The organism is Pseudomonas sp. LB1P83, assembly GCF_054897885.1.
The window spans coordinates 4,369,900-4,391,144 of record NZ_CM142709.1; the positions used below are offsets into that span (position 1 = coordinate 4,369,900).

22 protein-coding genes are annotated in these 21,245 nt (G+C 58.9%); 4 read left to right on the forward strand and 18 right to left on the reverse strand.

The features are described from left to right. Nucleotide 1 precedes the first annotated feature (1 nt). The 3 genes from ACYZTY_RS19990 to ACYZTY_RS20000 all read right to left on the reverse strand — a co-directional run bounded on the left by ACYZTY_RS19990 (nt 2) and on the right by ACYZTY_RS20000 (nt 1,957). A complete protein-coding gene (locus ACYZTY_RS19990; protein WP_461955158.1) occupies nt 2–739 on the reverse strand; it encodes an alpha/beta hydrolase family protein in 738 nt (245 codons plus the stop codon). 6 nt (nt 740–745) lie between these two features. After that, on the reverse strand, nt 746–1,240 hold the full coding sequence (locus tag ACYZTY_RS19995) for a PAAR domain-containing protein (RefSeq protein WP_461955159.1): 495 nt from the start codon (nt 1,238–1,240) through the stop codon (nt 746–748). Between the two features lie 234 nt (nt 1,241–1,474). Then, on the reverse strand, nt 1,475–1,957 hold the full coding sequence (locus ACYZTY_RS20000) for a GNAT family N-acetyltransferase (RefSeq protein ID WP_461959364.1): 483 nt from the start codon (nt 1,955–1,957) through the stop codon (nt 1,475–1,477). A 269-nt stretch (nt 1,958–2,226) separates the two neighbouring features. Here ACYZTY_RS20000 and ACYZTY_RS20005 point away from each other — a divergent pair, with 269 nt between their 5' ends. The 3 genes from ACYZTY_RS20005 to ACYZTY_RS20015 all read left to right on the forward strand — a co-directional run bounded on the left by ACYZTY_RS20005 (nt 2,227) and on the right by ACYZTY_RS20015 (nt 4,691). After that, nucleotides 2,227–2,904: an HD domain-containing protein gene (locus tag ACYZTY_RS20005; RefSeq protein WP_461955160.1), complete on the forward strand. Its 678-nt coding sequence runs from the start codon at nt 2,227–2,229 to the stop codon at nt 2,902–2,904. 88 nt (nt 2,905–2,992) lie between these two features. Further along, a complete protein-coding gene (locus ACYZTY_RS20010) occupies nt 2,993–4,198 on the forward strand; it encodes an MFS transporter (RefSeq protein WP_461955161.1) in 1,206 nt (401 codons plus the stop codon). Nucleotides 4,199–4,436: 238 nt separating this feature from the next. Beyond that, a complete protein-coding gene (locus tag ACYZTY_RS20015; RefSeq protein WP_403108116.1) occupies nt 4,437–4,691 on the forward strand; it encodes a hypothetical protein in 255 nt (84 codons plus the stop codon). A gap of 188 nt (nt 4,692–4,879) precedes the next feature. Here the strand turns inward: ACYZTY_RS20015 and ACYZTY_RS20020 are convergent, their stop codons facing one another. From ACYZTY_RS20020 to ACYZTY_RS20065, 10 genes are all read right to left on the reverse strand, one after another. Then, the gene (locus ACYZTY_RS20020; RefSeq protein WP_461955162.1) at nt 4,880–5,809 is read right to left on the reverse strand and encodes a PfkB family carbohydrate kinase; all 930 of its coding nucleotides are present in this window, start codon (nt 5,807–5,809) and stop codon (nt 4,880–4,882) included. Beyond that, nucleotides 5,802–7,268, reverse strand: coding sequence for a purine-cytosine permease family protein (locus tag ACYZTY_RS20025; RefSeq protein WP_461955163.1), 1,467 nt, complete (start codon nt 7,266–7,268; stop codon nt 5,802–5,804). Before ACYZTY_RS20025 ends, ACYZTY_RS20020 begins: the two co-directional genes overlap by 8 nt. A 209-nt stretch (nt 7,269–7,477) precedes the next feature. Continuing rightward, complete coding sequence (locus ACYZTY_RS20030; protein WP_461955164.1) at nt 7,478–8,476, reverse strand: ADP-ribosylglycohydrolase family protein; 999 nt, start codon at nt 8,474–8,476, stop codon at nt 7,478–7,480. Beyond that, nucleotides 8,473–9,186: a GntR family transcriptional regulator gene (locus ACYZTY_RS20035; RefSeq protein WP_461955165.1), complete on the reverse strand. Its 714-nt coding sequence runs from the start codon at nt 9,184–9,186 to the stop codon at nt 8,473–8,475. The genes ACYZTY_RS20030 and ACYZTY_RS20035 overlap by 4 nt, the downstream gene beginning before the upstream one ends. Nucleotides 9,187–9,443: 257 nt before the next feature. After that, entirely contained in the window at nt 9,444–10,412 is a 969-nt protein-coding gene (araH, locus tag ACYZTY_RS20040) for an L-arabinose ABC transporter permease AraH (protein WP_461955166.1), read from the reverse strand. A gap of 9 nt (nt 10,413–10,421) precedes the next feature. Then, nucleotides 10,422–11,966 carry an L-arabinose ABC transporter ATP-binding protein AraG gene (gene araG, locus ACYZTY_RS20045; protein ID WP_461955167.1) on the reverse strand — a complete coding sequence of 515 codons (1,545 nt, stop codon included), beginning with the start codon at nt 11,964–11,966 and terminating at the stop codon, nt 10,422–10,424. Nucleotides 11,967–12,032: 66 nt separating this feature from the next. Next, entirely contained in the window at nt 12,033–13,037 is a 1,005-nt protein-coding gene (locus tag ACYZTY_RS20050) for a substrate-binding domain-containing protein (protein ID WP_461955168.1), read from the reverse strand. 114 nt (nt 13,038–13,151) lie between these two features. Next, the gene (locus ACYZTY_RS20055; RefSeq protein WP_461955169.1) at nt 13,152–13,970 is read right to left on the reverse strand and encodes an SDR family oxidoreductase; all 819 of its coding nucleotides are present in this window, start codon (nt 13,968–13,970) and stop codon (nt 13,152–13,154) included. Between the two features lie 196 nt (nt 13,971–14,166). Then, nucleotides 14,167–15,042: an SMP-30/gluconolactonase/LRE family protein gene (locus ACYZTY_RS20060; protein ID WP_461955170.1), complete on the reverse strand. Its 876-nt coding sequence runs from the start codon at nt 15,040–15,042 to the stop codon at nt 14,167–14,169. 126 nt (nt 15,043–15,168) lie between these two features. Beyond that, a complete protein-coding gene (locus ACYZTY_RS20065; protein WP_461955171.1) occupies nt 15,169–15,885 on the reverse strand; it encodes a FadR/GntR family transcriptional regulator in 717 nt (238 codons plus the stop codon). Between the two features lie 208 nt (nt 15,886–16,093). On the opposite strand from ACYZTY_RS20065, the gene ACYZTY_RS20070 reads away from it, so the two are divergent. After that, nucleotides 16,094–16,966 (forward strand): esterase/lipase family protein, encoded by an 873-nt coding sequence (locus tag ACYZTY_RS20070; protein WP_461955172.1) that lies wholly within the window; start codon nt 16,094–16,096, stop codon nt 16,964–16,966. Between the two features lie 60 nt (nt 16,967–17,026). Here ACYZTY_RS20070 and ACYZTY_RS20075 read toward each other — a convergent pair whose 3' ends face one another. The 5 genes from ACYZTY_RS20075 to ACYZTY_RS20095 form a co-directional block, all read right to left on the reverse strand. Continuing rightward, entirely contained in the window at nt 17,027–17,587 is a 561-nt protein-coding gene (locus ACYZTY_RS20075; protein WP_461955173.1) for a DUF1285 domain-containing protein, read from the reverse strand. 15 nt (nt 17,588–17,602) lie between these two features. Then, nucleotides 17,603–18,208: a DUF4823 domain-containing protein gene (locus ACYZTY_RS20080; protein ID WP_010461840.1), complete on the reverse strand. Its 606-nt coding sequence runs from the start codon at nt 18,206–18,208 to the stop codon at nt 17,603–17,605. A 150-nt stretch (nt 18,209–18,358) separates the two neighbouring features. Then, complete coding sequence (locus tag ACYZTY_RS20085) at nt 18,359–19,327, reverse strand: GTP 3',8-cyclase MoaA (protein WP_403108147.1); 969 nt, start codon at nt 19,325–19,327, stop codon at nt 18,359–18,361. Between the two features lie 138 nt (nt 19,328–19,465). Beyond that, complete coding sequence (locus tag ACYZTY_RS20090) at nt 19,466–20,104, reverse strand: TetR/AcrR family transcriptional regulator (RefSeq protein WP_008152317.1); 639 nt, start codon at nt 20,102–20,104, stop codon at nt 19,466–19,468. 342 nt (nt 20,105–20,446) lie between these two features. Next, a complete protein-coding gene (locus ACYZTY_RS20095; RefSeq protein ID WP_461955174.1) occupies nt 20,447–21,232 on the reverse strand; it encodes a TatD family hydrolase in 786 nt (261 codons plus the stop codon). Nucleotides 21,233–21,245 lie beyond the last annotated feature (13 nt).

Here is a 21,245-nt window from a genome sequence, read left to right on the forward strand (position 1 = left end):
GTTATTTCTCTCTAAAGTAGCTAAGTATGGACTCCGCCAACAGCTGACGGGCAGACTTGCCACCGTCTAGTGGTTTCGCGAACATGATATTTGCATCGGCATGATTGACATCCACCTTGCCACTCACATTCGGACCCGATGTAATCTCCCATTGCTCGCCAAAGTCCGCAACAAAGTCAGATACATTCCGGTCATTTATTTTCGCGGCTCGGACATTGATCCAGAATTCTGCTTTGGGTTTTGGCGTCAACCGGTAAATATTGGAAATACCATAGACTATTTTTCCTTCACCCACCGGATCCAGAGTAATCAACATCCGTATTTTGTACCCTTTATCCGTCAACACACTAGACAGATGCGCCCCGTTCCACCCACCCAGACTATGACCGATAATGTAAACCGCTGTAGAGGTATCAGGAATCTCACTTAGTACATTTTTTGCCAAGCTTTCATTGGTTATGAATTTATTGTAGGACATTACCCGCACAGGGCAACGACAGAGATAGTTCAGAGTTTCAGCATCCGCTAAAACATCATCACGAACATAACTGACGTTCCAGTTCGGCCCACTCATGTAGTAACTTTCCTGATCCCCTGCCCCACCAATAAAAAATATGACTATTTTCTTTAATCGAATCGGAACCGTTTTGATGCATATGTCTTTTGGGTCCGTCAGTGCATGTTCAGCCGCCTCTCTTTTCGGCAACCCTTCCTTTACCGCCGCATTTTCACCCGTCATCCCCAATCACTCCACAAACAGTTTAATAGTCTCAGCCAAATGCGAACTGACGGTATGGGTAAACCCGGAGGCGTCCGTGATGCCATGCTCTTCGCTACCGTCGCCCCGCTGAATGGTGTAGGGGTGATAGGGGACGGGCTCGCCGTTCGCCTCGTCAACTACCTGCAACCTGTCAGTAAAGTGCACCGGCATCGGCAACAACCCACTAAACGCAGCGCCTCCGCCACTCTGGCCAATAATGACCGTACCGGAGCCGCCAACGACCACGTTACCGTGACCTCCCGTACTATCGAGGGTTGCAGCGTTGAGACCATTGATGAATACCGTTCCCGAAACAGCGCCGGTAATTGGGCTGCCACAGGCAGATTTGTCCGTCATGCGAGCAGCGGCCAGACCATCGAAGAAAACATCTGGCGATCCAGAAACAATTGGATTGGTGCCATGTCCTGGCAACGGGCATGAAGTAGGGTCGGTAACGCGTGCAGCAGGTTTTCCACTCAAGTCAAAGCTCCTTGCTTTTGAGTTTTAAAGCGATGGTGGCAAACATTCAGGGTGCAAAAGAAACGCACCAACGACGTTCAACCAAACCAGAGAGTCGATGGCGATCGTGACGGATGTCGAGAGATGAAGATGCCATAGGCATTGCAGGTGTCATCCGTGAGCGCGCAAAGGCGCACAGGATGACGAACTAGACCGGTGGCGACAACTGGATTCAGCGTCGGGGCGAAACGTGCATCAACTCCCCTCGGCAAACTCCCGCAACACCGCCCCATCCATCCGGTACCGAACCCACTCTTCCTGTGGCTGCGCACCCAACGATTTATAAAACTCGATCGCCGGTTTGTTCCAGTCCAGCACGCTCCACTCGAAGCGTCCGCAGTCATTGGCACAAGCGATTTTCGCCAGGTGGCGCAGCAGGGTTTTTCCGGCGCCGCCGCCGCGCTGTTCGGGGGTGATGTAGAGGTCTTCGAGGTACAGGCAATTGCTGCCGAGCCAGGTGGAATAGCTGAAGAAGAACACCGCGAAACCGATCGGCACGCCGTCGCGCAGGCAAATCAGGCCGTGGGCGGTAGCGCCTTCGCTGAACAGGCTGCGTTCGATGTCGGCAACGCTGGCGATGACTTCGTGGCGGGCACGTTCGTAGTCGGCCAGTTCAGTGATGAACCCGAGGATTTGCGGCGCATCGCTAGGGGTCGCCGGGCGGATGTCGATCGTCATGGACGGGCCTTTGTCGAAAGTTGAAAACGCCATACTAAGTCGGCGCGTGACGCTCGTCACACTGGAAATTCAAAGCTGATCCATGGAGCATGTGTAGCAGCTGGCGAAGCCTGCGTTCGGCTGCGCAGCAGTCGTGAAATCAGACGGTGCGGTGTTACAGGAAAATTGCGTGTTGAGGTTTCACGACTGCTTCGCAGCCGAACGCAGGCTTCGCCAGCTGCTACAGGGTTGTGTCGCTGACACGAATGCATTCACTTAGCAGGAAGTTTATGACCACTGATGCTTTTGCGCCGTTGCAAAGTCTCGCCGCCGAGCTGCTGCCCCACGCGCTGGAACCGTCGGAGGATGGCGCTCACGATCTGTCCCATCTGCAACGGGTGTGGCACAACGTGCGCCTGCTTCATGCTGAAGAAGGTGGCAATCTTGATGTGCTGCTGGCGGCGGTGCTTTTGCATGATTGCGTGGCGGTGGAGAAGAATTCGCCGCTACGTTCGCAGGCATCAAGACTGGCCGCCGAGAAGGCATCTGTCGTGTTGGCTGATTTGGATTGGCTATTCGCAAAAATCAGTGCGGTCGCCCACGCCATTGAAGCTCACAGCTTTTCCGCCAACATCACCCCGACCTCGCTCGAAGCGAAGATCATGCAGGACGCTGACCGCCTCGACTCCCTCGGCATGCTTGGGGTAGCGCGGACTTTCTACATCGCCGGACGCATGGGCAGCGCGCTGTACGACCCGCAAGACCCGGAAGCGAAAGCGCGGGACTACGATGACAAGCGCTTTTGCCTCGATCACTTTCAGACCAAGCTGCTGCACCTGGCGGACGGTTTCCAGACGCCAACCGGCCAACGACTGGCGCGGATCAGGCATGAGCGTTTGAAGGGTTTCATGGAGCTGTTCAAGGAAGAAATCGGCATCGGCGGAACCCATTACTCCGGCCGGCGCTAACCCTGGCATCGATAACCTCAGACCTAACGTTGGCGACGTGCATGGTAGATAGAGGATTAGCACGTTTATCGGGTCAAGGAACCGCGTCATGTCTACCGCTACGCCCCACGTCTCAAGCAGGTTGTTCGGCCTGTTTTGCCTTGCCAGTTATTTGCTGTCGCTGTCCTACGGCTCGACGTTTTTGTTGTCGCTGTTGATCGGCTCACGCGGCGGCAACGAACACGATGCCGGCAGCGTGATTTCGGCGGCAATGCTCAGTACGTTCGCGGCGGTGATTGTCTCCGGACACCTGTCCGATCTGCTCGGTGCGGCGCGTTCGATTGCGCTGTTTGGCGTGTTGTTGGTGGCGGCCAGCCTGGGCTTCGCGGTGACGCCTGGGTTCGGCACTCTGTTGCTGTTTTTCGGACTGCTTTTGGGGCTGGGTTGGGGGGTGTTTTACACCTTGGGGCCGATTATCGTTGCGAGTCTGGTAACGCCCGCCCAACGCGCCAAGTACTTCGCGCTGCTGTCCGGCAGCATGATGACCGGGATCGGCAGCGGTCCGTTGCTGGGCCGTGCGGCCAGTGCGCTGGGTTATCCAGTGACCGCCGCGTTTTACCTCGCGGCGCTGGCCAGTCTGATCGGCGTGTTGCTGTTTTGGCGACTGGATTCGCAGCTGAAAAAAGCGCCCTCGCCTACCGCCACCGTCGCACGAATTTCCTGGCGCGCCACCGCCCAGGTGCTGTCGTCCAAAGCACTGTTCCCGATCATCATGGTCGGCCTCGGCGGGTGCGTATTCGGCGGCCTGTCGAGCTTTCAAACCAGTTACGCGGCGTCTCGCTCACTGGACTACTCACTGTTCTTTTTCGGCTTCATGGGCGCGGCGATCAGCAGCCGAATGTTGATTGCCGGCTTCGTGGTCAAGCGCGATCCGTTGCGCGCATCCTGCCTGCTGTCGGGGTTGATGATGGGCTCGATTGTGCTGTTCGGTTTTGTGGTCGACAGCGGGCTCAGCTACGTGTTGGCGGCGATGATGCTCGGGGTCGGTTACGGGCTGACGTATTCGGTGATCAATGGACTGGCGGCGAACGAAGCGCCGCACGGCACCACCTCGCAATCGTTGTTGCTGTTCAGCTTGTCGTACTTCATCGGCGTGTTCGGTTTTCCGTTGCTGGCCGGGAAGATCATCGTCGAACACGGTATGACGGCGCTTCTGTTCACAGTTCTCGCCGTAGCGTTGCTGAACTGGCTGATCACCGTGGGCCGATTGATCTGGCGCCGGGTCGTGAGTGCCAAATCACTTCAGCAGGCCTGAACCGTTCGTCGTTCATCAGGCACCAATCCAAATCGGGGGCGGACCAACATCAGGTAAGGACTCTAATTGAATGGAGACGACACCATGATCACGTCCCGCTTGACTGCCCTCGCTCTCGCCACGCTGTTGTCCTCTGCCGCCTTCGCGGCGACCACCGCCACCGGTGGCCCGGGTTCCGAAAGCGGTGCCACCCAATAGTTCGCCCACGCGATCTATCCACATCCATGAAGAGGTAACCATGAACGTCGATAAAAACCTTGAGAAAGAAGTCCTGACCCGTCTGCTGCACGCCCATCCAGGTGGCTTGGGCAAGGAGGTCCTGGACAATTACCGGGGGGAGAAAGTCGTGGCCAGCACCCTCGCCACGCTGCAGGATCGCGGGCTGATTCAGCACGGGCATGTGACCTGTAACGAGGCTGGCGAACACTCGCTGCAACTGCCGATCAAACTCAGTGCGGCTGGGGTCGAGGCGGCGCGAAAGCTGGACGTTTAACAAGATGAATCAGGTCGCAGTCGTGCGCGGCTGCGACCGTTTTACCGACGCTACAAGTAGCTGGAGAAATCCCTTTAGGATCTCTAGTGAATTTAGTGGCCCCATGGCGAGCAGGCTCGCTCCTACAGGGGATTTGTGTCGTTCGCAAATCCCCTGTAGGAGCGAGGCTTGCCCGCGAAGTCGTCAGGTCAGCCACCAAAGTTGTTGCGGATCAACTCATCCACCTCAACAGTCCCAGGCGAAGTCGCCGGCCCCCACCGAGTGACCGCCAACGCCGCAGCTGCATTCGCCCGCCGCGCCGCTTCACCCGCGGGCAACCCTTGCGCCAACCCCGCCAGAAACACCCCGGCATGCGCATCGCCGGCGCCATTGCTGTCCACCGCTTCAACCTTGAAACCGGGCACGTGCTGTCGGTCGCCGCGCTGACTGATCCAGCACCCTTGCGGGCCATCGCGCACCACCATCAACACCTCGGCCGGCAGATGATCGGTCAGCCTGTCCAGCGCCTCGGCAATGTCCGACGCCCCGGTAATCCGTAGCGCCTCGACACTGTTGCTGGTCCACAGATCAATGCGCGGCAACAACGCCTGCATCAGAGGCTGATCCGGCGAATCCACCAACGGTCCCGGATCGAACACCACGTTGATCGCTTTCGGTAACCCCAGCACCCAGTCCACCAGTGCTTGCGCCTTGCCGGCGTGCAGCAGGCTGTAACCGCTGACGTAAACGTAGTCGCCCGCCTCGCCCGACACTCTCGCCAGGTCCTCGGCCGTCAATTCGCCTTCGGCACCGATGTAGGAAATGAAACTGCGCTCGGCCGATGCATCGGTCACCGCAATGCACAACCCGGTATCCCTTTCGGCCTTGTGTGCGATGCCGATCCGGATGCCTTCAGCCTTCATCGCCTCACGGGCCAGGTCGCCGAAACGACCGGTGCCGTGACGGCCAAGGTAGACCACTGGCAGCCCGTTGCGCGCAGCGGCGGCCATCACGTTAAAACCGCCGCCGGCTTCGAAACTGGCGGATTGCGCCAGCACGTCGCCGCCCGGTTGAGGCAGTTTATCCACGGCCATGACCAGGTCGATGATGACCTGGCCGGTGTGCAGCAATTTAGGCATGAGCGTTCTCGGTGATTGCGGCGCGACGATCCTTCGCCCCACCGAGTACAAAATAAATCCCGCCGGCCACCAGGAACGTCACGATCCAGCCGAGGCCGTTATGGCCCAGCCACGAGTCAGACAGAAACCCACGGAACCACACGTTTTGTTCGGTGGTGCCAATGGTGGTGAAGCTGAAGCCCAGCACGATCGCCACCGCCCACGCACCAAACGCGCGCCACTCGATACCGCCGCTGTACCAGTAGGCGCTGCTCGGACTGACGTCCAGCAAGTCTTGGGGGCTGTAGTAATGACGATGGATCAGGTCAACGACGAAGATCCCGACCCACGCCGTGATCGGCACCGCCAGCAGCGAAATGAAGGTAATGAACGGGCCGTAGAAACTGTCGGCGATCAGCATGAAGTAGATCGAACCGGCGAAGATCGCGACGATGTCGACCACCACGGCGTAGACGCGTTTGACCTTGAGGCCTAGGGTCAGCGTGGTCAAGCCGGCGGAGTACACCGACAGGTTGTTCGACAGCAACAATCCGCCGAACGCGGTGATCAGGTAAGGGACGGCCATCCAGGTCGGCAGCATGTCGCGGATCGCGATGATCGGGTCAGTGGCCGACGCCAGGTCGTTGTTGCCCACCGACAACAGGCCGCCGAGGGTGATCAGCAGCACCAGCGGAATCCCCGCACCGAAGGCCGCCGACGCCACCAGACGCACGGCTTTGACGCTGCGGTGCTGATAGCGCGACATGTCGGCGCCCGCGTTGGCCCAGCCGATCCCGGTGCCGGCGGCCATGGTGCCGACGCCGATAATCATCGCGCTCAACGGCGCGGGCGTGGCGTTGAACACCGCGCTCCAGTCGATGGTGGCGCAGAGGAAGCCGCCGACCAGAATGTTCAGCGCGCCGAACACATAAGTCGCCCACTTCTGGATCACCAGCAACGTGGCGTGCCCGAGGCCGGACACCGACAAGGTCAGCAGCACGAAAATCGCGATGAAGATCAGGGTCAGTACCGGCACGCTTTTAGCTTCCACCGGCGAACCGAACAGGATCGAGCACAGCGACAGCAGCACGAAGGCGGCGGTGGTGGTGTTGACGGTTTCCCAGCCCAGCCGCGACATAAGCGAGACCAGGGTCGGGCCGATATTGCCGCGCACACCGAAGATCGCTCGCGACAGGGTCAGGCTCGGCGCCCGACCACGGCGACCGGCGATTGAGATGATCCCGACCACCGCGAAAGAACCCGCCGCGCCGAGGATCGCGACGATGATCGCCTGCCAGATCGCCAACCCGCGAAACGCCACCAGCGTGGCACCCAACGGCAGGCCGAGGATGGAAATGTTGGCCGCGAACCAGACCCAGAACAGTTGCAGCGGATGACCGTTGCACTCCGCTTCCGGCACCGGTTCGATGCCGCGTGTTTCCAGTTGCCCGGCGCTTTGCCCGGCGTTCGATGAACTCATGAAAAATGCTCCTGTTGCCTTTGTTGTGGTTGTGGGCAATGACGGAAGACGAAAACAACAGCCCGGCTGTCCTGGCCAAGTCCGTGCGATCCATTGCGGGGTTATCAATTCAAACAGGCGGCGCGCCTATCGCGAGCAGGCTCGCTCCCACAGGAATGATGGACGCCGTACCTGTAGGAGCGAGCCTGCTCGCGAAGGCGCCAGTCCAGTCAGCGCAAAGCTAACAGTCCTTTTACTAACGGTTCCAACTCCAACGAGTTAACCGCTTTAATCCGGTCGATCATCGCCACCGGCCAACTCCCAAGCCCCAGACAGGCCCCAAGCATCGCGCCGAGTATCGCCGCGATGGTGTCGGTGTCACCGCCCAGACTCGCGGCCATGCACACCGCTTCGAAGGCACTCATTTCACCGACGGCGACTTGTTGCGCCAGGGCAAACGAGACCACCACCGATTCCTGCGAAGCCACCGAAGTGCCGATCACGTCGTACATCAAATCCGCCAGCAACGCTTTGTCGCTGTCGACGCTGATGGTCCGCGCCCAGCTGATGCGCGAGGCAATCCGTCCACCCGCCACCCAGTGGCCATGGCTTTCAGCTTGCTGGGCGATTTGCTGGCCGAGGTTCAAGGCTTCGCCCAGGTCCATGCCGTTGATGCCGGCCGAGACCACCGCCGCCACCGCCGCCGCGCTGGAAATCCCCAGCGTGGTGTTGTGGGTGACCTGACAGGCTTGCACCACGGCGCTGATGAACCGCTCAGGGTTGGCGACATCCGCCGCGATGCCCACCGGCGTGATGCGCATCGCCGCGCCATTAGTGGTTCCGTAGCGCCCCGCTTCTTCCGGCGAATGGCCGGCGAGGATCATCTCAATCGCGCGTTTGGTCGAAGGCCCGAGTAAATCCTGCGAGCCCTTGGCCTGCATCTCGGCCTCCCATTCGATCAGCCGTTGAGCGAGCACGGCCGGTTCAATCCGGCCTTCACCGTCCACCAGCAACTGACCGACCAGAATCGCCTGTTCGGTGTCGTCTGTGATCGAGCCCTTGGGCATGTTGGCGGCAATCGGTTGATCGGGGCCGGCGTCTTGCAGATTGGTGATCGCACCGAAGCGCGCCTTGATGTCGGCGCGGCTCAGGGATTGCGTCGGCATGCCCAGCGCATCGCCCAAGGCCAGTCCGTAGAACGCGCCCAGTGCACGGTCGAGCACGGTCATTTTGACTCTCCAAATTGCAGGTGCAGGCGAAAGTGCACCGGGTCGAGCAAGCTTTCGACCTGTTCCATGAAGCGGTTTTGGCGGTCGTACGTGGTGCGCAAGGCTTTGAGGAAGACGGTGCCGACCGGGCGCCCTAGCAACTCGGCGTCTTCGGCACTCAAGGGTTCTGCGCCGATCCATTGATCGCCGCGTTCGCCGATGTAGCCGTAAGCGGCCAGGGTGATGGTCAGGGAGTTGTCGATCAGACCGACGCGCGGCAGGCTTTCCAGGCCTCCGGTGGCGGGCATCAATGAGCGTTCGAGGGAAACCAGCTTGCCGTCGGTGGAGCGGCGGCGCCGGTCGAGGGTAATGAACTGGTCGGTGCCGAAGCGCGGCAGCAGGTCAGGACGCGTCACCGCTTCCAGTCGCAGCACTTCGGTATTGATCAGCGCCCCGCTGTCAGCCAGCGCCTGCGCCCAGCCGCTGCGCTGATCGAGCACCACACCGTCGAAGGTGACGATGGAGCCCACGCCGCTTTGGGTCGCGATGTAGTTGCGTCGTTTCAACTCGGCCAGGGCCTCACGCAGCGTGCCGCGGCTGACTTTGAATTCTAGAGCCAACTGATGCTCGCCCGGCAACAGAAAGCCGTCCTCCATGAGGCCGCTTTCGATGCGCCGGATGAGTTCGTCGACCACCCGTTGTTTCTTGTCAAATCGTACCTGTCTAATCATGTACAAATTGATAACCGAAACGGGCTGGGACGGGCAAGGATTATTTAAGGGGAAGTGACGGATGGAGAAGCGACCGCTGCGCTGTCAATCGCGAGCAGGCTCACTCTCACAGGGGATTTGAGGCGAATACAAAATTTGTGCGTAACACAAATCAACTGTAGGAGTGAGCCTGCTCGCGATTAGCGGCAGGTCTGACACATTGATGCTGGATGTACCAACGCCATCGCGAGCAGGCTCACTCCCACAGGTAATGGGTGTCAGCGTTGTTTGAGGCGGTCGATGACGACGGCCAACAATAGGATCGAACCGCGAATCACATACTGGTAGAAAGTGTCGATATTCTTCAGGTTCATCGCATTCTCGATAATCGCCAGAATCAACACCCCGGCAATCACATGCCGGATCATGCCGATGCCGCCGCTCAGCGACACCCCGCCCAGCACACAAGCCGAAATCACCGTCAGCTCGAAACCCTGGCCAATCATCGGCTGCCCGGACGTCATGCGCGACGCCAGAATCACCCCGGCCAACGCCCCGATCACACCGTGCACGGCAAAGATAATGATCTTGGTCCGGTCAACGTTTACCCCGGCTAACAACGCCGCTTCCTGGTTGCCACCGATGGCCATGGTGTTGCGCCCGTAAGTGGTGTAATTCAGCAGCCAGCCAAAAAACAGGAAGCACACGATGGTGATCAGGATCGGCACCGGCACGCCAAACAACTGGCCGTTACCGAAGACGAAGAACGACTCCTGCGACACGCCGACCGCTTTGCCATTGGCAAAAATGTAAGCCAGACCCCGAACAATCTGCATGGTCGCCAAGGTGGTAATCAACGCGTTGACCCGAAGCTTGGCGATCACAATGCCGTTGATCAACCCGACAACCAGCCCCATCACCAGCGCGGCACTGACGCCGAGAAACACGCTGTCGGTGTCGCGCATCACCACCGCCGCAACCACGCCGGCACAGGCAATCACCGACCCCACCGACAAGTCGAAGTGCCCGGACGCCAGGCAATACAACATGGTGCAGGCCGCGATCCCGGTCGTCGAAATCGCCAGGCCCAGACCGCGCATGTTCAGCGGCGACAGGAAGTTGTCGATCAGCAGCGTGCAGGCCACGAAGATCCCGACGGCCGCCAGCAGCATCACCCAGTCATCGAGAAAACGCCGCAAGTCCAGAGGTTTGCGCTGGGTCGGCAGAGCGTTGTTTTGGATTGTCATAGTCACCTCTCAGTTCGCCACGCCGTCAGCGCGTTGGCGCGGCAAAGCCAGTTGCAGCAAGTTGGATTCATTGGCCTCTGCGCGAGACAACTCGCCGCGCATCGCGCCTTCGCAGAGCACCAGGATGCGGTCGGAAATGCCCATCACTTCCATCAGGTCGCTGGACACCACGATCACCGCAATGCCGCTGGCGGCCAGGTTATGGATGATCTGGTAAATCTCGGCTTTCGCCCCGATGTCGATGCCGCGAGTGGGCTCGTCCAGCAGCAGGACTTTCATCGGCATTGACAGCCAGCGACCGAGAATCGCCTTCTGCTGATTGCCGCCGGACAGGTACATGATTTTCTGCGCCGCGTTGGGCGTCTTCACTTTCAGCGCCTTGATCTGCTTGTCGGCGTTGCCCTTCTCCCACAGGCCGCGCAACAGGCAACCAAAGGTGGAATGGGCCCCGCGTGCGCTGATGTTGATGTTCTCGGCGACGCTGGCGAGCGGAATGATGCCCTCCTTCTTGCGGTCTTCGGGGCACAGCAGAATGCCGGCAGCGATGGCGTCGCGGGGGGAACGCAGTTTCACCTCATGACCACGCAGCTCCAGGCGTCCGGCGGTATTGCGCGTCAGCCCGCTGAGCATCCGGAACAGCTCGGTACGACCGGCGCCGACCAGACCGAACAGGCCGAGAATCTCGCCCTTGTGTACCTCAAAACTCACCGGCTCACGCAAGCCCGGCCCCAGCAGACCGTCGACCTTGAGCGCCACGGCGCCACGCTGGCGATTGCGGTAATCGTAAATGTCCTGAATGTCGCGACCGACCATGCACGTCACCAACTGATCGTGGGTCAGTTCGCTCATGTCCTCGAAGGTGCGCACGTAGCGGCCATCCTTGAACACCGTCACCGCGTTGCAGATGCGGAATACTTCTTCCATGCGATGGGACACGTAAAGCACCACTTTGCCTTCGTCGCGCAGTCGCCCGATGATCGCCATCAAGCGATCGATCTCCCGCGCCGACAGGCTGCTGGTGGGTTCGTCGAAGGCAATCACATGCGCGCCACGGGACAACGCCTTGGCAATTTCCACCAGTTGCCGCTGGCCGAGGGACAGGCGCCCTACTTTCTCTTGCGGATCGATTTCGTCGGCCAGGCCTTTGAGGCAGGCCAGCGCTTGCTGTCGCAGCGCACCGCGATTGATCAGGCCAAAACTGGCCGGCAGATGACCGAGGAACAGGTTCTCCGCCACGGTCATTTCCGGGACCAGGTGCAGTTCCTGATGGATCACCGCCACCCGGCTGGCGATGCTGTCGGCGGTGGACTTGAAGACCATGGTCTGCTCGCCGATTTGCAGGTCGCCGCTGCTCGGCGTGTAGGCACCGCCGAGGATTTTCAGCAGGGTCGATTTGCCGGCGCCGTTCTCGCCCATCAAGGCGTGAACCTGCCCCGGATGAGCGACGAAGCTGATGTTGTCCAGCGCCTTCACCCCGGGAAAGGCTTTGCCGATCCCGTTGAAGCGCAAGCTGCCGCTGACGCTGTGCTCATGTGTCTGTAATTGCGCGTGCATAAAACCACCTCATCACACAGATCAGGCAGCCCTGTCGCCAGGGCCGCCGATGAAATCAACCAGCCCTCAGTTCCACAGGCCGATCTTTTCCAGTTCCTGCTTGAAGTTCTCGCGGGTGATCAGTGTCACGTCGTCCATCGCGGTGTATTTCGGTGGTTCTTTGCCGGTGGTGACCCACTCGAACATCATGCTCGCGGTGTTGTAGCCCTCGATGTGCGGGCTTGGCAGCATCGAACCGAAGAAACCGCTGTTGGCCTTCTTCAGCTCACCAATGGCGTCAGTGCCGTTGATGCCGATGCCGATCACGTTGGCCGCAGCAAAACCGGCGCTTTCGGTGGCGCGCACGCCGCCCAGCACGGTGTTGTCATTCATGCCGCCGATGATCAGGTTTTTCGCGCCGCCGGGCAGTTTCACCAGGGCCGAGTTGGTGGCGTCCATGCTGCCGGGTACGTCGAGGGTTTTCAGGGCCGAGAACAGGATATGGTCTTTCGGCATCCCGGCATCTTCCAGGGCTTTGACCGAACCGTCGGTGCGCTTCTTGCCGGTGTCGAGCTCATTGAAGGTGTTGATGACCGCGTAGGTGTCTTTCCAGTCCCAGCCGCGTTTTTTCGCTTCGGCGGCCATGGCGCTGCCTTGTTTCTGGCCGACTTCGAACGCGGCCATGCCCAGGTACGGAACGTCTTCCATGAACTTGCCATTGGCATCGACGAAACGATCATCGACGGCGATGACTTTCAAACCATTGAGCTTGGCTTTGGCCATGATGGCCGGGCCGAGGGAGACGTCCGGCGGGCAGATCACAAAGCCCTTGGCGCCGTTGGCCGCGAGACTGTCGATGGCCGAGAGGGTTTTCTCACCGTCCGGCACGGCGATCTTGATCACGGTGAAGCCCTTCTCTTTCCCGGCCTTTTCGGCGAATGCCCATTCGGTCTGGAACCAGGGCTCTTCCGCCTGCTTGACCAGGAAGCCGATTTTCACTTCCTCGGCTGCCAGCAACGTGCTGCTCAAGCTGACCGCAGTGACCGCCAAAGCGGCACAGCACAGGGAACGGATCCCACGACGACGATTCATAGCTGACTCCTTGTTATTTTTTTTGAGCGTTATTTTGAAAGCCGGTACCGCAAATAGTCATATCGTATGATGATTGGATTTCAGACGGAGTTGCGCGTCTGAATCCGGTGTTATTCAGTCGTGATACATGACCGAGCGACCACCATCGATGGTGATGCATGAGGCATTGATGAACGGCGCTTCGTCGCTGGCCAGGAATACGGCGGTCATTGCCACTTCTATCGGTTGCCCTATACGGCGTGGCGGATGCAGATCGAAGGCCCGCTGACGTTCGGCGTGGGGGTCGGCAAAACCGTTCCAGTAATCGACGTTCAATTGAGTTTCGATGTAGCCCGGGGCGATCGCATTTACACGAATGCCCTTGGGTGCGTATTCGATGCCCAGCGCGCGGGTCAACCCAAGCAAGCCGTGCTTGGCCACCGGGTATGGGAAGCAGCCCGGGATGATGTGCGTGGAATGGGTCGAGGCAATGTTGATGATGCTGCCGATGCCCTGCTCGATCATTTGCGGCAGCACGGCTTTACAGCCATACCAGGCGCCGTCGAGGTCGATGGCGAAGCAGCGATGCCAGTCTTCTTCGGTCATTTTCAGTGGATCGCGGAACACGTTGACCCCGGCGCAGTTGACCAGCACGTCGATCCGGCCATGTCGCTCGATGGCCAGTTCAGCCATCGCGTGCAGATCCTGCTGACGAGATACGTCAGCCGTGATCGCATGAACATTGAAACCTTGATCACGCCACCGAGCCGCGACTTTTTCAACTTTGTCGCCCTGGATGTCGCTGATGATTATTTTGGCCTGTTGATTGACGAAGGCCGCGACGATCGCCTCGCCGATGCCCTGAGCGGCGCCGGTGACCAGCACGACCTTGTCTTTCAGGCGCTTGCCCTTCGGCGGTTCGATCATTGGCGGCAGGGAGAGACGTTCAGCCATGAATCAGGGCTCCCTTTTTCAGGCACGACAAAAACCGGGCATCTGTCGATGTCCGGTCAAAAAACTGTTTGGAAAATCGCTGCATCACTTCACCTGTTTTGTTTTTTTAAGTGTGAGTGCGTGTAACTGATGGCCGACTATAAACCCGACCACCAAATAATCTCAATATATAATTTTACATCCCATATTTTGGGATCTACCCAGCAAAGCGAGTGCAGGGTTTTCCTGGCACGTCGACTCGAATCGACAGCAGCGCACCGTCCAGCGGATGGTTGAGCGGGCTCGCCGCGCTGGTGATGTACAGGGTTTTCAAATCTTCGCCGCCGAAGACACAACTGGTGGGGCGACTGACCGGCAGCTCGATCACCCGGTCGACATAGCCGTCCGGCGTCAGCCTGATCAGGCAGCTGCCGTCCCAGCGAGCATTCCAGATGAAACCCTCGGCATCCATCGCCGAGCCGTCCGGGCCGCCTCGCTCATGGGGACCGAACCAGACGTACGCCGTGTCCAGGTTACCGTCGGTGTGGACGAAATAGCGGTACAACGTTTTGTCCATGCTGTCGGCGAAGAACAGCGTGGTCTCGTCCTCGCTCCACAACAATGTGTTGGGAATGCCCAGCCCGCGAAGCAGCGGCGTGACCCGGGCATCGCGGTCGATGCGAAACAGGCCACCGGAGCGACGCACGATGGGCAGGTCTTCACCGTTTTCGCCGATGTTGTTTTGCATGGTGCCGAGCCACAACCGGCCCTGCGCATCGCAGCGGGCTTCGTTGGCGCGATTGCCGGGTTGCGGGTCGGCGACGCAGAGCAAGGTCAATCTAGGTTCAAGCCCTGGTGAATCCAGGTCCAGCCGATAGACGCCGCTGCTTAACGTCACCAGCGCATCGCCGCTTTCGCAGGGGATGAACGCAGACACGTGTTCCGGCATTTCCCAGATCTGCACGTTGGCGCCGATCAGCCGCAGGGCTTGCTTGCCGGCGATGTCCACCCAGTACAGCGCCTGGGTTGGCACATCCCAGAACGGGCCTTCACCGAGTTGTGCACGGTGTCCGGTAACCGCATTCCACGTCATGAAACCTCCTGCTGTTGTTTTTTTGTGGGAGTGAGCCTGCTCGCGAAGCTGTGTGTCAGTCGACATCAATATTGAATGGGCCGGCCTCATCGCGAGCAGGCTCACTCCCACAGGGGGTCTTTGTTTTTAGCTGGCTTTTTTGTCGGCCATCACTTTGGGGTAGAAGCGTTTGATCGCGAGGTCAGCGTTATCGATCAGGGTCATGCAGGCCCAGACACCCCGCGCGGCATCCCGGGCGGCGATGGCGTCGGCCATGTCTTTGTGAATCGGCAGCGTGCGGCGCAGTTCGTCCGGGTCGGCGGCGGACACTTCGAAAGACACCGCCAGCAGCGCACCGAGGGCCGGGACCATTTGTTCGATGAACTGGTTGTGGCTGGCGGCGAGAATGCATTCGTGGAAAAACCGGTCGGCGTGGTTGTAATCGATGCCGCTGTCCACCGCCCGTTCCAACGCGTTGTAGGCCTGCAAGATTGCTTGAACCTGTTCCACCGTAGCGCGCTCGCACGCCCAGCGCACCGCCATCGGTTCGATGGTGCGGCGCAGATCGAGCAAGTCGTCGACGAAGTTTTCCGGCAAGCCACTGCGCGACAGCCACCCCACGACTTGCGGGTCGAAGAGATTCCAGCGTCGCACCGGCAACACCCGCGTGCCGACCTTTGGCCCGACTTCGAGCATGCCTTTGGCGACCAGGGTTTTGATGGCTTCGCGGATGACCGTGCGACTGACTCCCAGCTGTTCGCCCAGGTCGGCTTCGACCTTGATGGTTTCACCAGGCTTGACCTGGCCTGCGGCTATCCAGCAACCCAGCCAATCGACGGTCGACGCATGAAAACTGCTGGACATGGGCACCTCGATGCAGGAACGGCACAAAGCCGTTCGCAAGGGTGTTCAAGCTAATCATCATACAATTGGGTGTCAATTTGATTTTTCGAGTCTGACGGCATCCGGCGAGGATTTGAAGGATCTCACTTTGTGACCTACGGTTAGCCGCGACAGATCAAGCAGTCAATAGCATCTGTTCCACTTGAGTCCGCTATCGACAGGTATAAGCATGAACATGGATGCGTCTACGAAATACCCGATTGTGTTGGTCCACGGTCTTTTCGGCTTCGACAAGATCGCCGGTTATCCCTACTTCTTCGGGATCAAGGAAGCGTTGGAACGCGCGGGTGCCAAGGTGTTTGCCGTTAACATTCCAGCCGTCAACGGTAACGAGGAGCGCGGTGAAAAACTGCTCGAACACGTCAACCGCATTTTGCAGAAAACGGGAACCGCCAAGGTCAATCTGATCGGCCACAGCCAAGGTCCACTGGCCGCACGCTACGTAGCGGCGCGACATCCGGAAAAGGTCGCTTCAGTCACTTCTGTCAGTTGCCCCAATCATGGCTCCGAGATTGCCGACCAATTACATAAGGCGCTGACGCCTGGAGAGTTGCCCGAAGCGCTCGTACTTGCCCTGTTCAAAGCAGTCGGCACCTTCATTTCGTTGATCAGCGGCCATCCGGAAAACCCTCAGGACGCTCAAGCAGCTTTCGAATCCCTGACCAGTGCCGGATTGGCCGCTTTCAATCGTAAGTACCCACAAGGGGTACCGGAACATTGGGGCGGGGAAGGCAAAGAAATTGAAAACGGCGTGTATTACTACTCCTGGAGCGGGATCGTTCAAAACTTTCAAAGCCTGCAACCTCTCGATCCGTCCCACCTGAACTGTATTGCGCTATCGAAGTTATTTTATAAAGAGAAGAACGCTAACGACGGGTTGGTCGGTCAATACAGTTCTCACCTGGGGAAAGTGATTAGTTCGGATTACCCGATGGACCACTTTGACGCAGTCAATCAGATTGCAGGGGTCGACAGCTGGAATGTGAACCCGGTCAAGCTCTACCTTGACCATGCTGCTCTGCTCAAGAGCAAAGGTTTGTAACCTCAATAAAACGGCCCGCTTATCGCGGGCCGCTTTCCAGGACAGAGCAACTCAGCGGTCTCACGGCTCGAGACCGATCGGGAAGAATTCGCCGCCGCTCCACACGCCAAGCCAGCGTTGCCCGTCGATTTCTCGGGTAACAGCCAGTTCCACCAGTTGGTAGAACACGTTGCGATGGATCAGGGCTTCGAGGTTGGTGCGCACATGCACATACGGCGCAGGCTCTTGCGTGACCGGATCGATCACCACGCGGATCGGGTGTTCAGTGCCGGCGTCCGCGGTCTCGTCGACGTTGGTGGTGAAGCGCAGCAGCTGAGCTTCGCCCTCGCCCTCCACGTCCACGGCAATCGCCACAAACGGCGCGTCGTCGACCTTGATGCCAACCTTCTCGACCGGGGTGATCAGGAAGTAATCATCACCATCGCGACGAATGATGGTGGAGAACAGCTTGACCATCGGTTTGCGTCCGATCGGCGTCCCCAAGTAGAACCAGGTGCCGTCACGGGCGATGCGCATGTCGATGTCGCCACAGAAGTCAGGGTTCCACAGGTGGACCGGCGGCAAGCCTTTGGTTTTGGGGATTTGCCCCAACAAATCGTTGGCTTTTTGCGGGCCACTCATGGCGTTCTCCTTGAATTACTGGTCGCTGAGCCCGATCAGGCTGCGCGCGTACTGCTCCAGCGGCGGGCCAATCAGGTCTTGTGGCTTGTTATCGTGGAACGTCAGTAAACCGCCACGACTCTTGATACGTGCAGTATCAATCAAATACTGGGTGCTGGTCTCAATCAACATGATCTGAATCACGCCGCTGTCGATGCCGAGGCGATCCACGTATTCCTGATCGAGCCATTCGTCCGAGTTGCCAATACGGTCATCAGCTTTGGCGAACCGCGTGTAAAGCAGGTAATGGGCGCCGGCGGCGCGGGCTTCACCCATGGCCTGGTCGAGGCCTTCGGGGGCGCGCGCGCGGCGGACCATCGGAAAGTATTCGATGAAGCCATTGAAGGCTTCTTCAGCGACCACGTTCGGTCGCGGATAGGCACTGCCCGGCGGTGCGAAGGCACCTTGGGCGATGTAGATGAACGAGTCCGGCTGGATGCGCAGGTTATTCACCCGACGGCTGTCGCTGTGATCCAGCAGCCCTGCATCGCTCATGTGGTAGCGAGTTCCTTCAGCCATATCGCTGACATTCATGCAGCCACCAAGCGCCAAAACGGCCAGCAGCAAAACCAGGCTACGCATCCTACCCTCCAGAGGCCGGTGACGGAAAACCGGCGAATGGCCATGGGATGCAGCTTCCGCGCCAGCTTAAGAGCATTGTCGTATGTTCGAAAGCAATCGCGGGCAAGCCACGCTCCTGTAGGAGCGAGGCTTGCCCGCGAAGAGGCCCGATCAGCCGCCAATAATCTTCATGACCGTCGCACCACCCGAAAACGCCACTTCCTGCTTGTCCCCCAAGGCTTTCACCAGAAGCCGCTGCAACGCCGGCAATGCCTGATGGCGCGGCTTGTCCAACAGATCGCCGACATAGTGACGATTGCTCGACGACAAACAACCATGCAGCCAACCGGTGGATGACAATCGCAGTCGCGAGCAGGTCCGGCAGAAGGGAACGCTTTCGTTGGCAATCACGCCAAAGTGGCCCAACCCAGGTATTTCGTAGCGCACTGCAGTGGCGTCTACTGGCGCATCGGCTTGCAGGTATTCGTAGCGCTCGCCGATCAGGCTCAACAACTGCTGAAGGCTGACGAACTGTTGCAGGAAGGCGTTGTTGTCGCTGGCCAGGTGGCCCATGCGCATCAGCTCGATGAAGCGCAACTCATAGCCACGCTCCAGGCAGTAATCGAGCAACGGCATCACCTGATCGAGGTTTTGCCCGCGCAGGGGCACCATGTTGACCTTGATCTTCAAGCCGGCGGCCTTGGCCTGATCCATCCCGTCGAGCACGGTCGCCAGATCTCCGCCACGGGCAATGCTGCGGAATGCGCTGGCATCCAGGGTATCGAGGGAAACGTTGATGCGACGGATGCCGGCGTCCACCAGCAATGGCAGTTTCTTTGCCAGCAGCTGACCATTGGTGGTCAGGCTGATGTCTTCCAGGCCCATCTTGCCGACGGCGGTCATGAAAGCTTCGAGTTTAGGGCTGACCAGCGGCTCGCCGCCGGTGATGCGTAAACGCTCAATGCCCGCCGCTTCGATCAGATACGCCACGCCACGGGCCATGGCCTCGGCCGACAATTCATCCTGCGCAGCCACCAGCCGCTTGCCATTAGGCACGCAGTAAGTACACGCGTAATTGCAGGCTGAGGTGAGGCTGATCCGCAAATTGCGGAAACGCCTGCCTTGACGGTCAACGATCATGGATCACTCCGGCAAAAGAAATTCGAACGCGCAAAACTTGACTCACAACTCAAGTTTTAGCAAGTCCTATGCCTGAGTATATTCCTGAGGTACTGCGCCATATAGCGAAATCATGGCGCGATAAGGCAACTGAATGGTTCAGCTGCTCGGCGTGTCGGTATCACGTTTGCGCTTGTTGCCCATGCGCACGCCGATATCCATCAGGAACTGGAAGAAACCTTCCTGATCTTCCAGCACGTTGCTCCAGAACGGCGAGTGATACAGCGCAACCGCGCCGTGCACCAGCGCCCAGGACGCGCAGTAATGGAAATAAGGCGGAACGTCTTCGAGCTTGCCTTCGCTGATCCGGCCCTTGATCAGCAAGGTCAGGCGTTCGAAGTTCGAGGCGCGGATCTTGTGCAGCTCCTCGACCATCTCCGGCACCTGGTTGCCCTTGACCACCTTCTCTTCCAGGCGATCGAACAAGCGATAGCGTTGCGGATCGCGCATGCGGAATTCGAAGTAGGCCCGGGACAGGGCTTCCTTGTCCTTGTCGACATCAGCCGAATGCAACAGCTCGTTCAAATCACGCTCGTAATCGAGCATCAGGCGCAGATAGATCTCCGCCTTGGATTTGAAGTGCTTGTAGATCGTGCCTTTGCCGATACCGACGGCATCAGCAATCATCTCGACGGTGACACTGTCTTCACCTTGGTCGAGGAACAGCTTGAGCGCGGTATCGAGAATTTCTTGCTCGCGGCGACGAAACTCACGGACCTTACGAGGTTCTTTATGCATAAGAAAAGGTCTGTTGGGGTCAAAATTCGAAGCCGCGTATTATGCCTAACTTGCGCCAAAATGCACGGATCATCCGACCATATCTGTGTTTCTTGATCATTTCACACAGGTTCGCCAGTTGATGAGAACACTTCCGAAGCGGGCGTATTCCAAAATTGTTTAAAAACCTGGGTCGGTAAACTGGACTCGGCGCGATACTGATCAATACTTGAACTGTCGGCGGGGCATCTCCCCCAAGTGTCGCGTCGATATAGGTACCAACGGACCGCGTGCCTTTGTTTTACTCCTAATGGTCTTAACCCGGATTCACCCCCCAGAACCCGGGTTTTTTTTGCCTGCGATTTAGCCTTTCACATGCGCCAGCGGGAACAGCCGCTTGAAGTTTTCAGTGGTCTGCTCGGCAAATCGCTCATAGGACTCACCACGCAACATTGCCAGAAATTCCGCAACCTCGCGTACGTACTGCGGCAGGTTTGGTTTACCGCGATAAGGGATCGGCGCGAGATAAGGCGAGTCGGTTTCCACCAGCAATCGATCAGCTGGCACTTTACTGGCGACGTCACGCAACGCATCGGCATTGCGAAAAGTGACAATGCCGGACAGGGAAATGTAATAACCCATATCCAGCGCAGCCTTGGCCATGTCCCAGTCTTCAGTGAAGCAATGCAACACGCCTGCCTGAGGCAACGCGGCCTCGCGCAGCAAACTCAACGTATCTTCGCGGGCGCCTCGGGTGTGGATGATCACCGGTTTGCCGGTTTGCTGAGCGGCCTGCAGGTGCAAGCGAAACGATTCCTGCTGCAACTCGGCCGCTTCCGGCTCGTAGTGATAATCCAGACCGGTTTCACCGATCGCTACCACTCGCGGATGATTGAGCTCACGCAACAGCCAATCCAGCGCTGGCGCGGCACCCGGTTGTACATCCAGCGGATGCACACCCACTGAACAGTCGACGTCGTCATAACGTTCGGCCAGGGCTTTGACGTCCGCGGCGTTCTCGACGCTGACGCCGATACACAGAAAGTGCCCTACTCCGCGCTGGCGGGCCGCATCGAGCGCGGCATCCAGGGAGCCGTCGTGGGCGGCGAGGTCAAGACGGTCAAGGTGACAATGAGAATCTACGAGCATAAAGGGGCTGCAA

Excerpts from the sequence above, each read along its gene's own strand:
- ACYZTY_RS19990 (WP_461955158.1), bottom strand. The coding sequence starts at position 739 with ATGACGGGTGAAAATGCGGCGGTAAAGGAAGGGTTGCCGAAAAGAGAG.
- ACYZTY_RS20000 (WP_461959364.1), bottom strand. The coding sequence starts at position 1,957 with ATGACGATCGACATCCGCCCGGCGACCCCTAGCGATGCGCCGCAAATC.
- ACYZTY_RS20005 (WP_461955160.1), top strand. The coding sequence starts at position 2,227 with ATGACCACTGATGCTTTTGCGCCGTTGCAAAGTCTCGCCGCCGAGCTG.
- ACYZTY_RS20010 (WP_461955161.1), top strand. The coding sequence starts at position 2,993 with ATGTCTACCGCTACGCCCCACGTCTCAAGCAGGTTGTTCGGCCTGTTT.
- ACYZTY_RS20015 (WP_403108116.1), top strand. The coding sequence starts at position 4,437 with ATGAACGTCGATAAAAACCTTGAGAAAGAAGTCCTGACCCGTCTGCTG.
- ACYZTY_RS20020 (WP_461955162.1), bottom strand. The coding sequence starts at position 5,809 with ATGCCTAAATTGCTGCACACCGGCCAGGTCATCATCGACCTGGTCATG.
- ACYZTY_RS20025 (WP_461955163.1), bottom strand. The coding sequence starts at position 7,268 with ATGAGTTCATCGAACGCCGGGCAAAGCGCCGGGCAACTGGAAACACGC.
- ACYZTY_RS20030 (WP_461955164.1), bottom strand. The coding sequence starts at position 8,476 with ATGACCGTGCTCGACCGTGCACTGGGCGCGTTCTACGGACTGGCCTTG.
- ACYZTY_RS20035 (WP_461955165.1), bottom strand. The coding sequence starts at position 9,186 with ATGATTAGACAGGTACGATTTGACAAGAAACAACGGGTGGTCGACGAA.
- araH (WP_461955166.1), bottom strand. The coding sequence starts at position 10,412 with ATGACAATCCAAAACAACGCTCTGCCGACCCAGCGCAAACCTCTGGAC.
- araG (WP_461955167.1), bottom strand. The coding sequence starts at position 11,966 with ATGCACGCGCAATTACAGACACATGAGCACAGCGTCAGCGGCAGCTTG.
- ACYZTY_RS20050 (WP_461955168.1), bottom strand. The coding sequence starts at position 13,037 with ATGAATCGTCGTCGTGGGATCCGTTCCCTGTGCTGTGCCGCTTTGGCG.
- ACYZTY_RS20055 (WP_461955169.1), bottom strand. The coding sequence starts at position 13,970 with ATGGCTGAACGTCTCTCCCTGCCGCCAATGATCGAACCGCCGAAGGGC.
- ACYZTY_RS20060 (WP_461955170.1), bottom strand. The coding sequence starts at position 15,042 with ATGACGTGGAATGCGGTTACCGGACACCGTGCACAACTCGGTGAAGGC.
- ACYZTY_RS20065 (WP_461955171.1), bottom strand. The coding sequence starts at position 15,885 with ATGTCCAGCAGTTTTCATGCGTCGACCGTCGATTGGCTGGGTTGCTGG.
- ACYZTY_RS20070 (WP_461955172.1), top strand. The coding sequence starts at position 16,094 with ATGAACATGGATGCGTCTACGAAATACCCGATTGTGTTGGTCCACGGT.
- ACYZTY_RS20075 (WP_461955173.1), bottom strand. The coding sequence starts at position 17,587 with ATGAGTGGCCCGCAAAAAGCCAACGATTTGTTGGGGCAAATCCCCAAA.
- ACYZTY_RS20080 (WP_010461840.1), bottom strand. The coding sequence starts at position 18,208 with ATGCGTAGCCTGGTTTTGCTGCTGGCCGTTTTGGCGCTTGGTGGCTGC.
- ACYZTY_RS20085 (WP_403108147.1), bottom strand. The coding sequence starts at position 19,327 with ATGATCGTTGACCGTCAAGGCAGGCGTTTCCGCAATTTGCGGATCAGC.
- ACYZTY_RS20090 (WP_008152317.1), bottom strand. The coding sequence starts at position 20,104 with ATGCATAAAGAACCTCGTAAGGTCCGTGAGTTTCGTCGCCGCGAGCAA.
- ACYZTY_RS20095 (WP_461955174.1), bottom strand. The coding sequence starts at position 21,232 with ATGCTCGTAGATTCTCATTGTCACCTTGACCGTCTTGACCTCGCCGCC.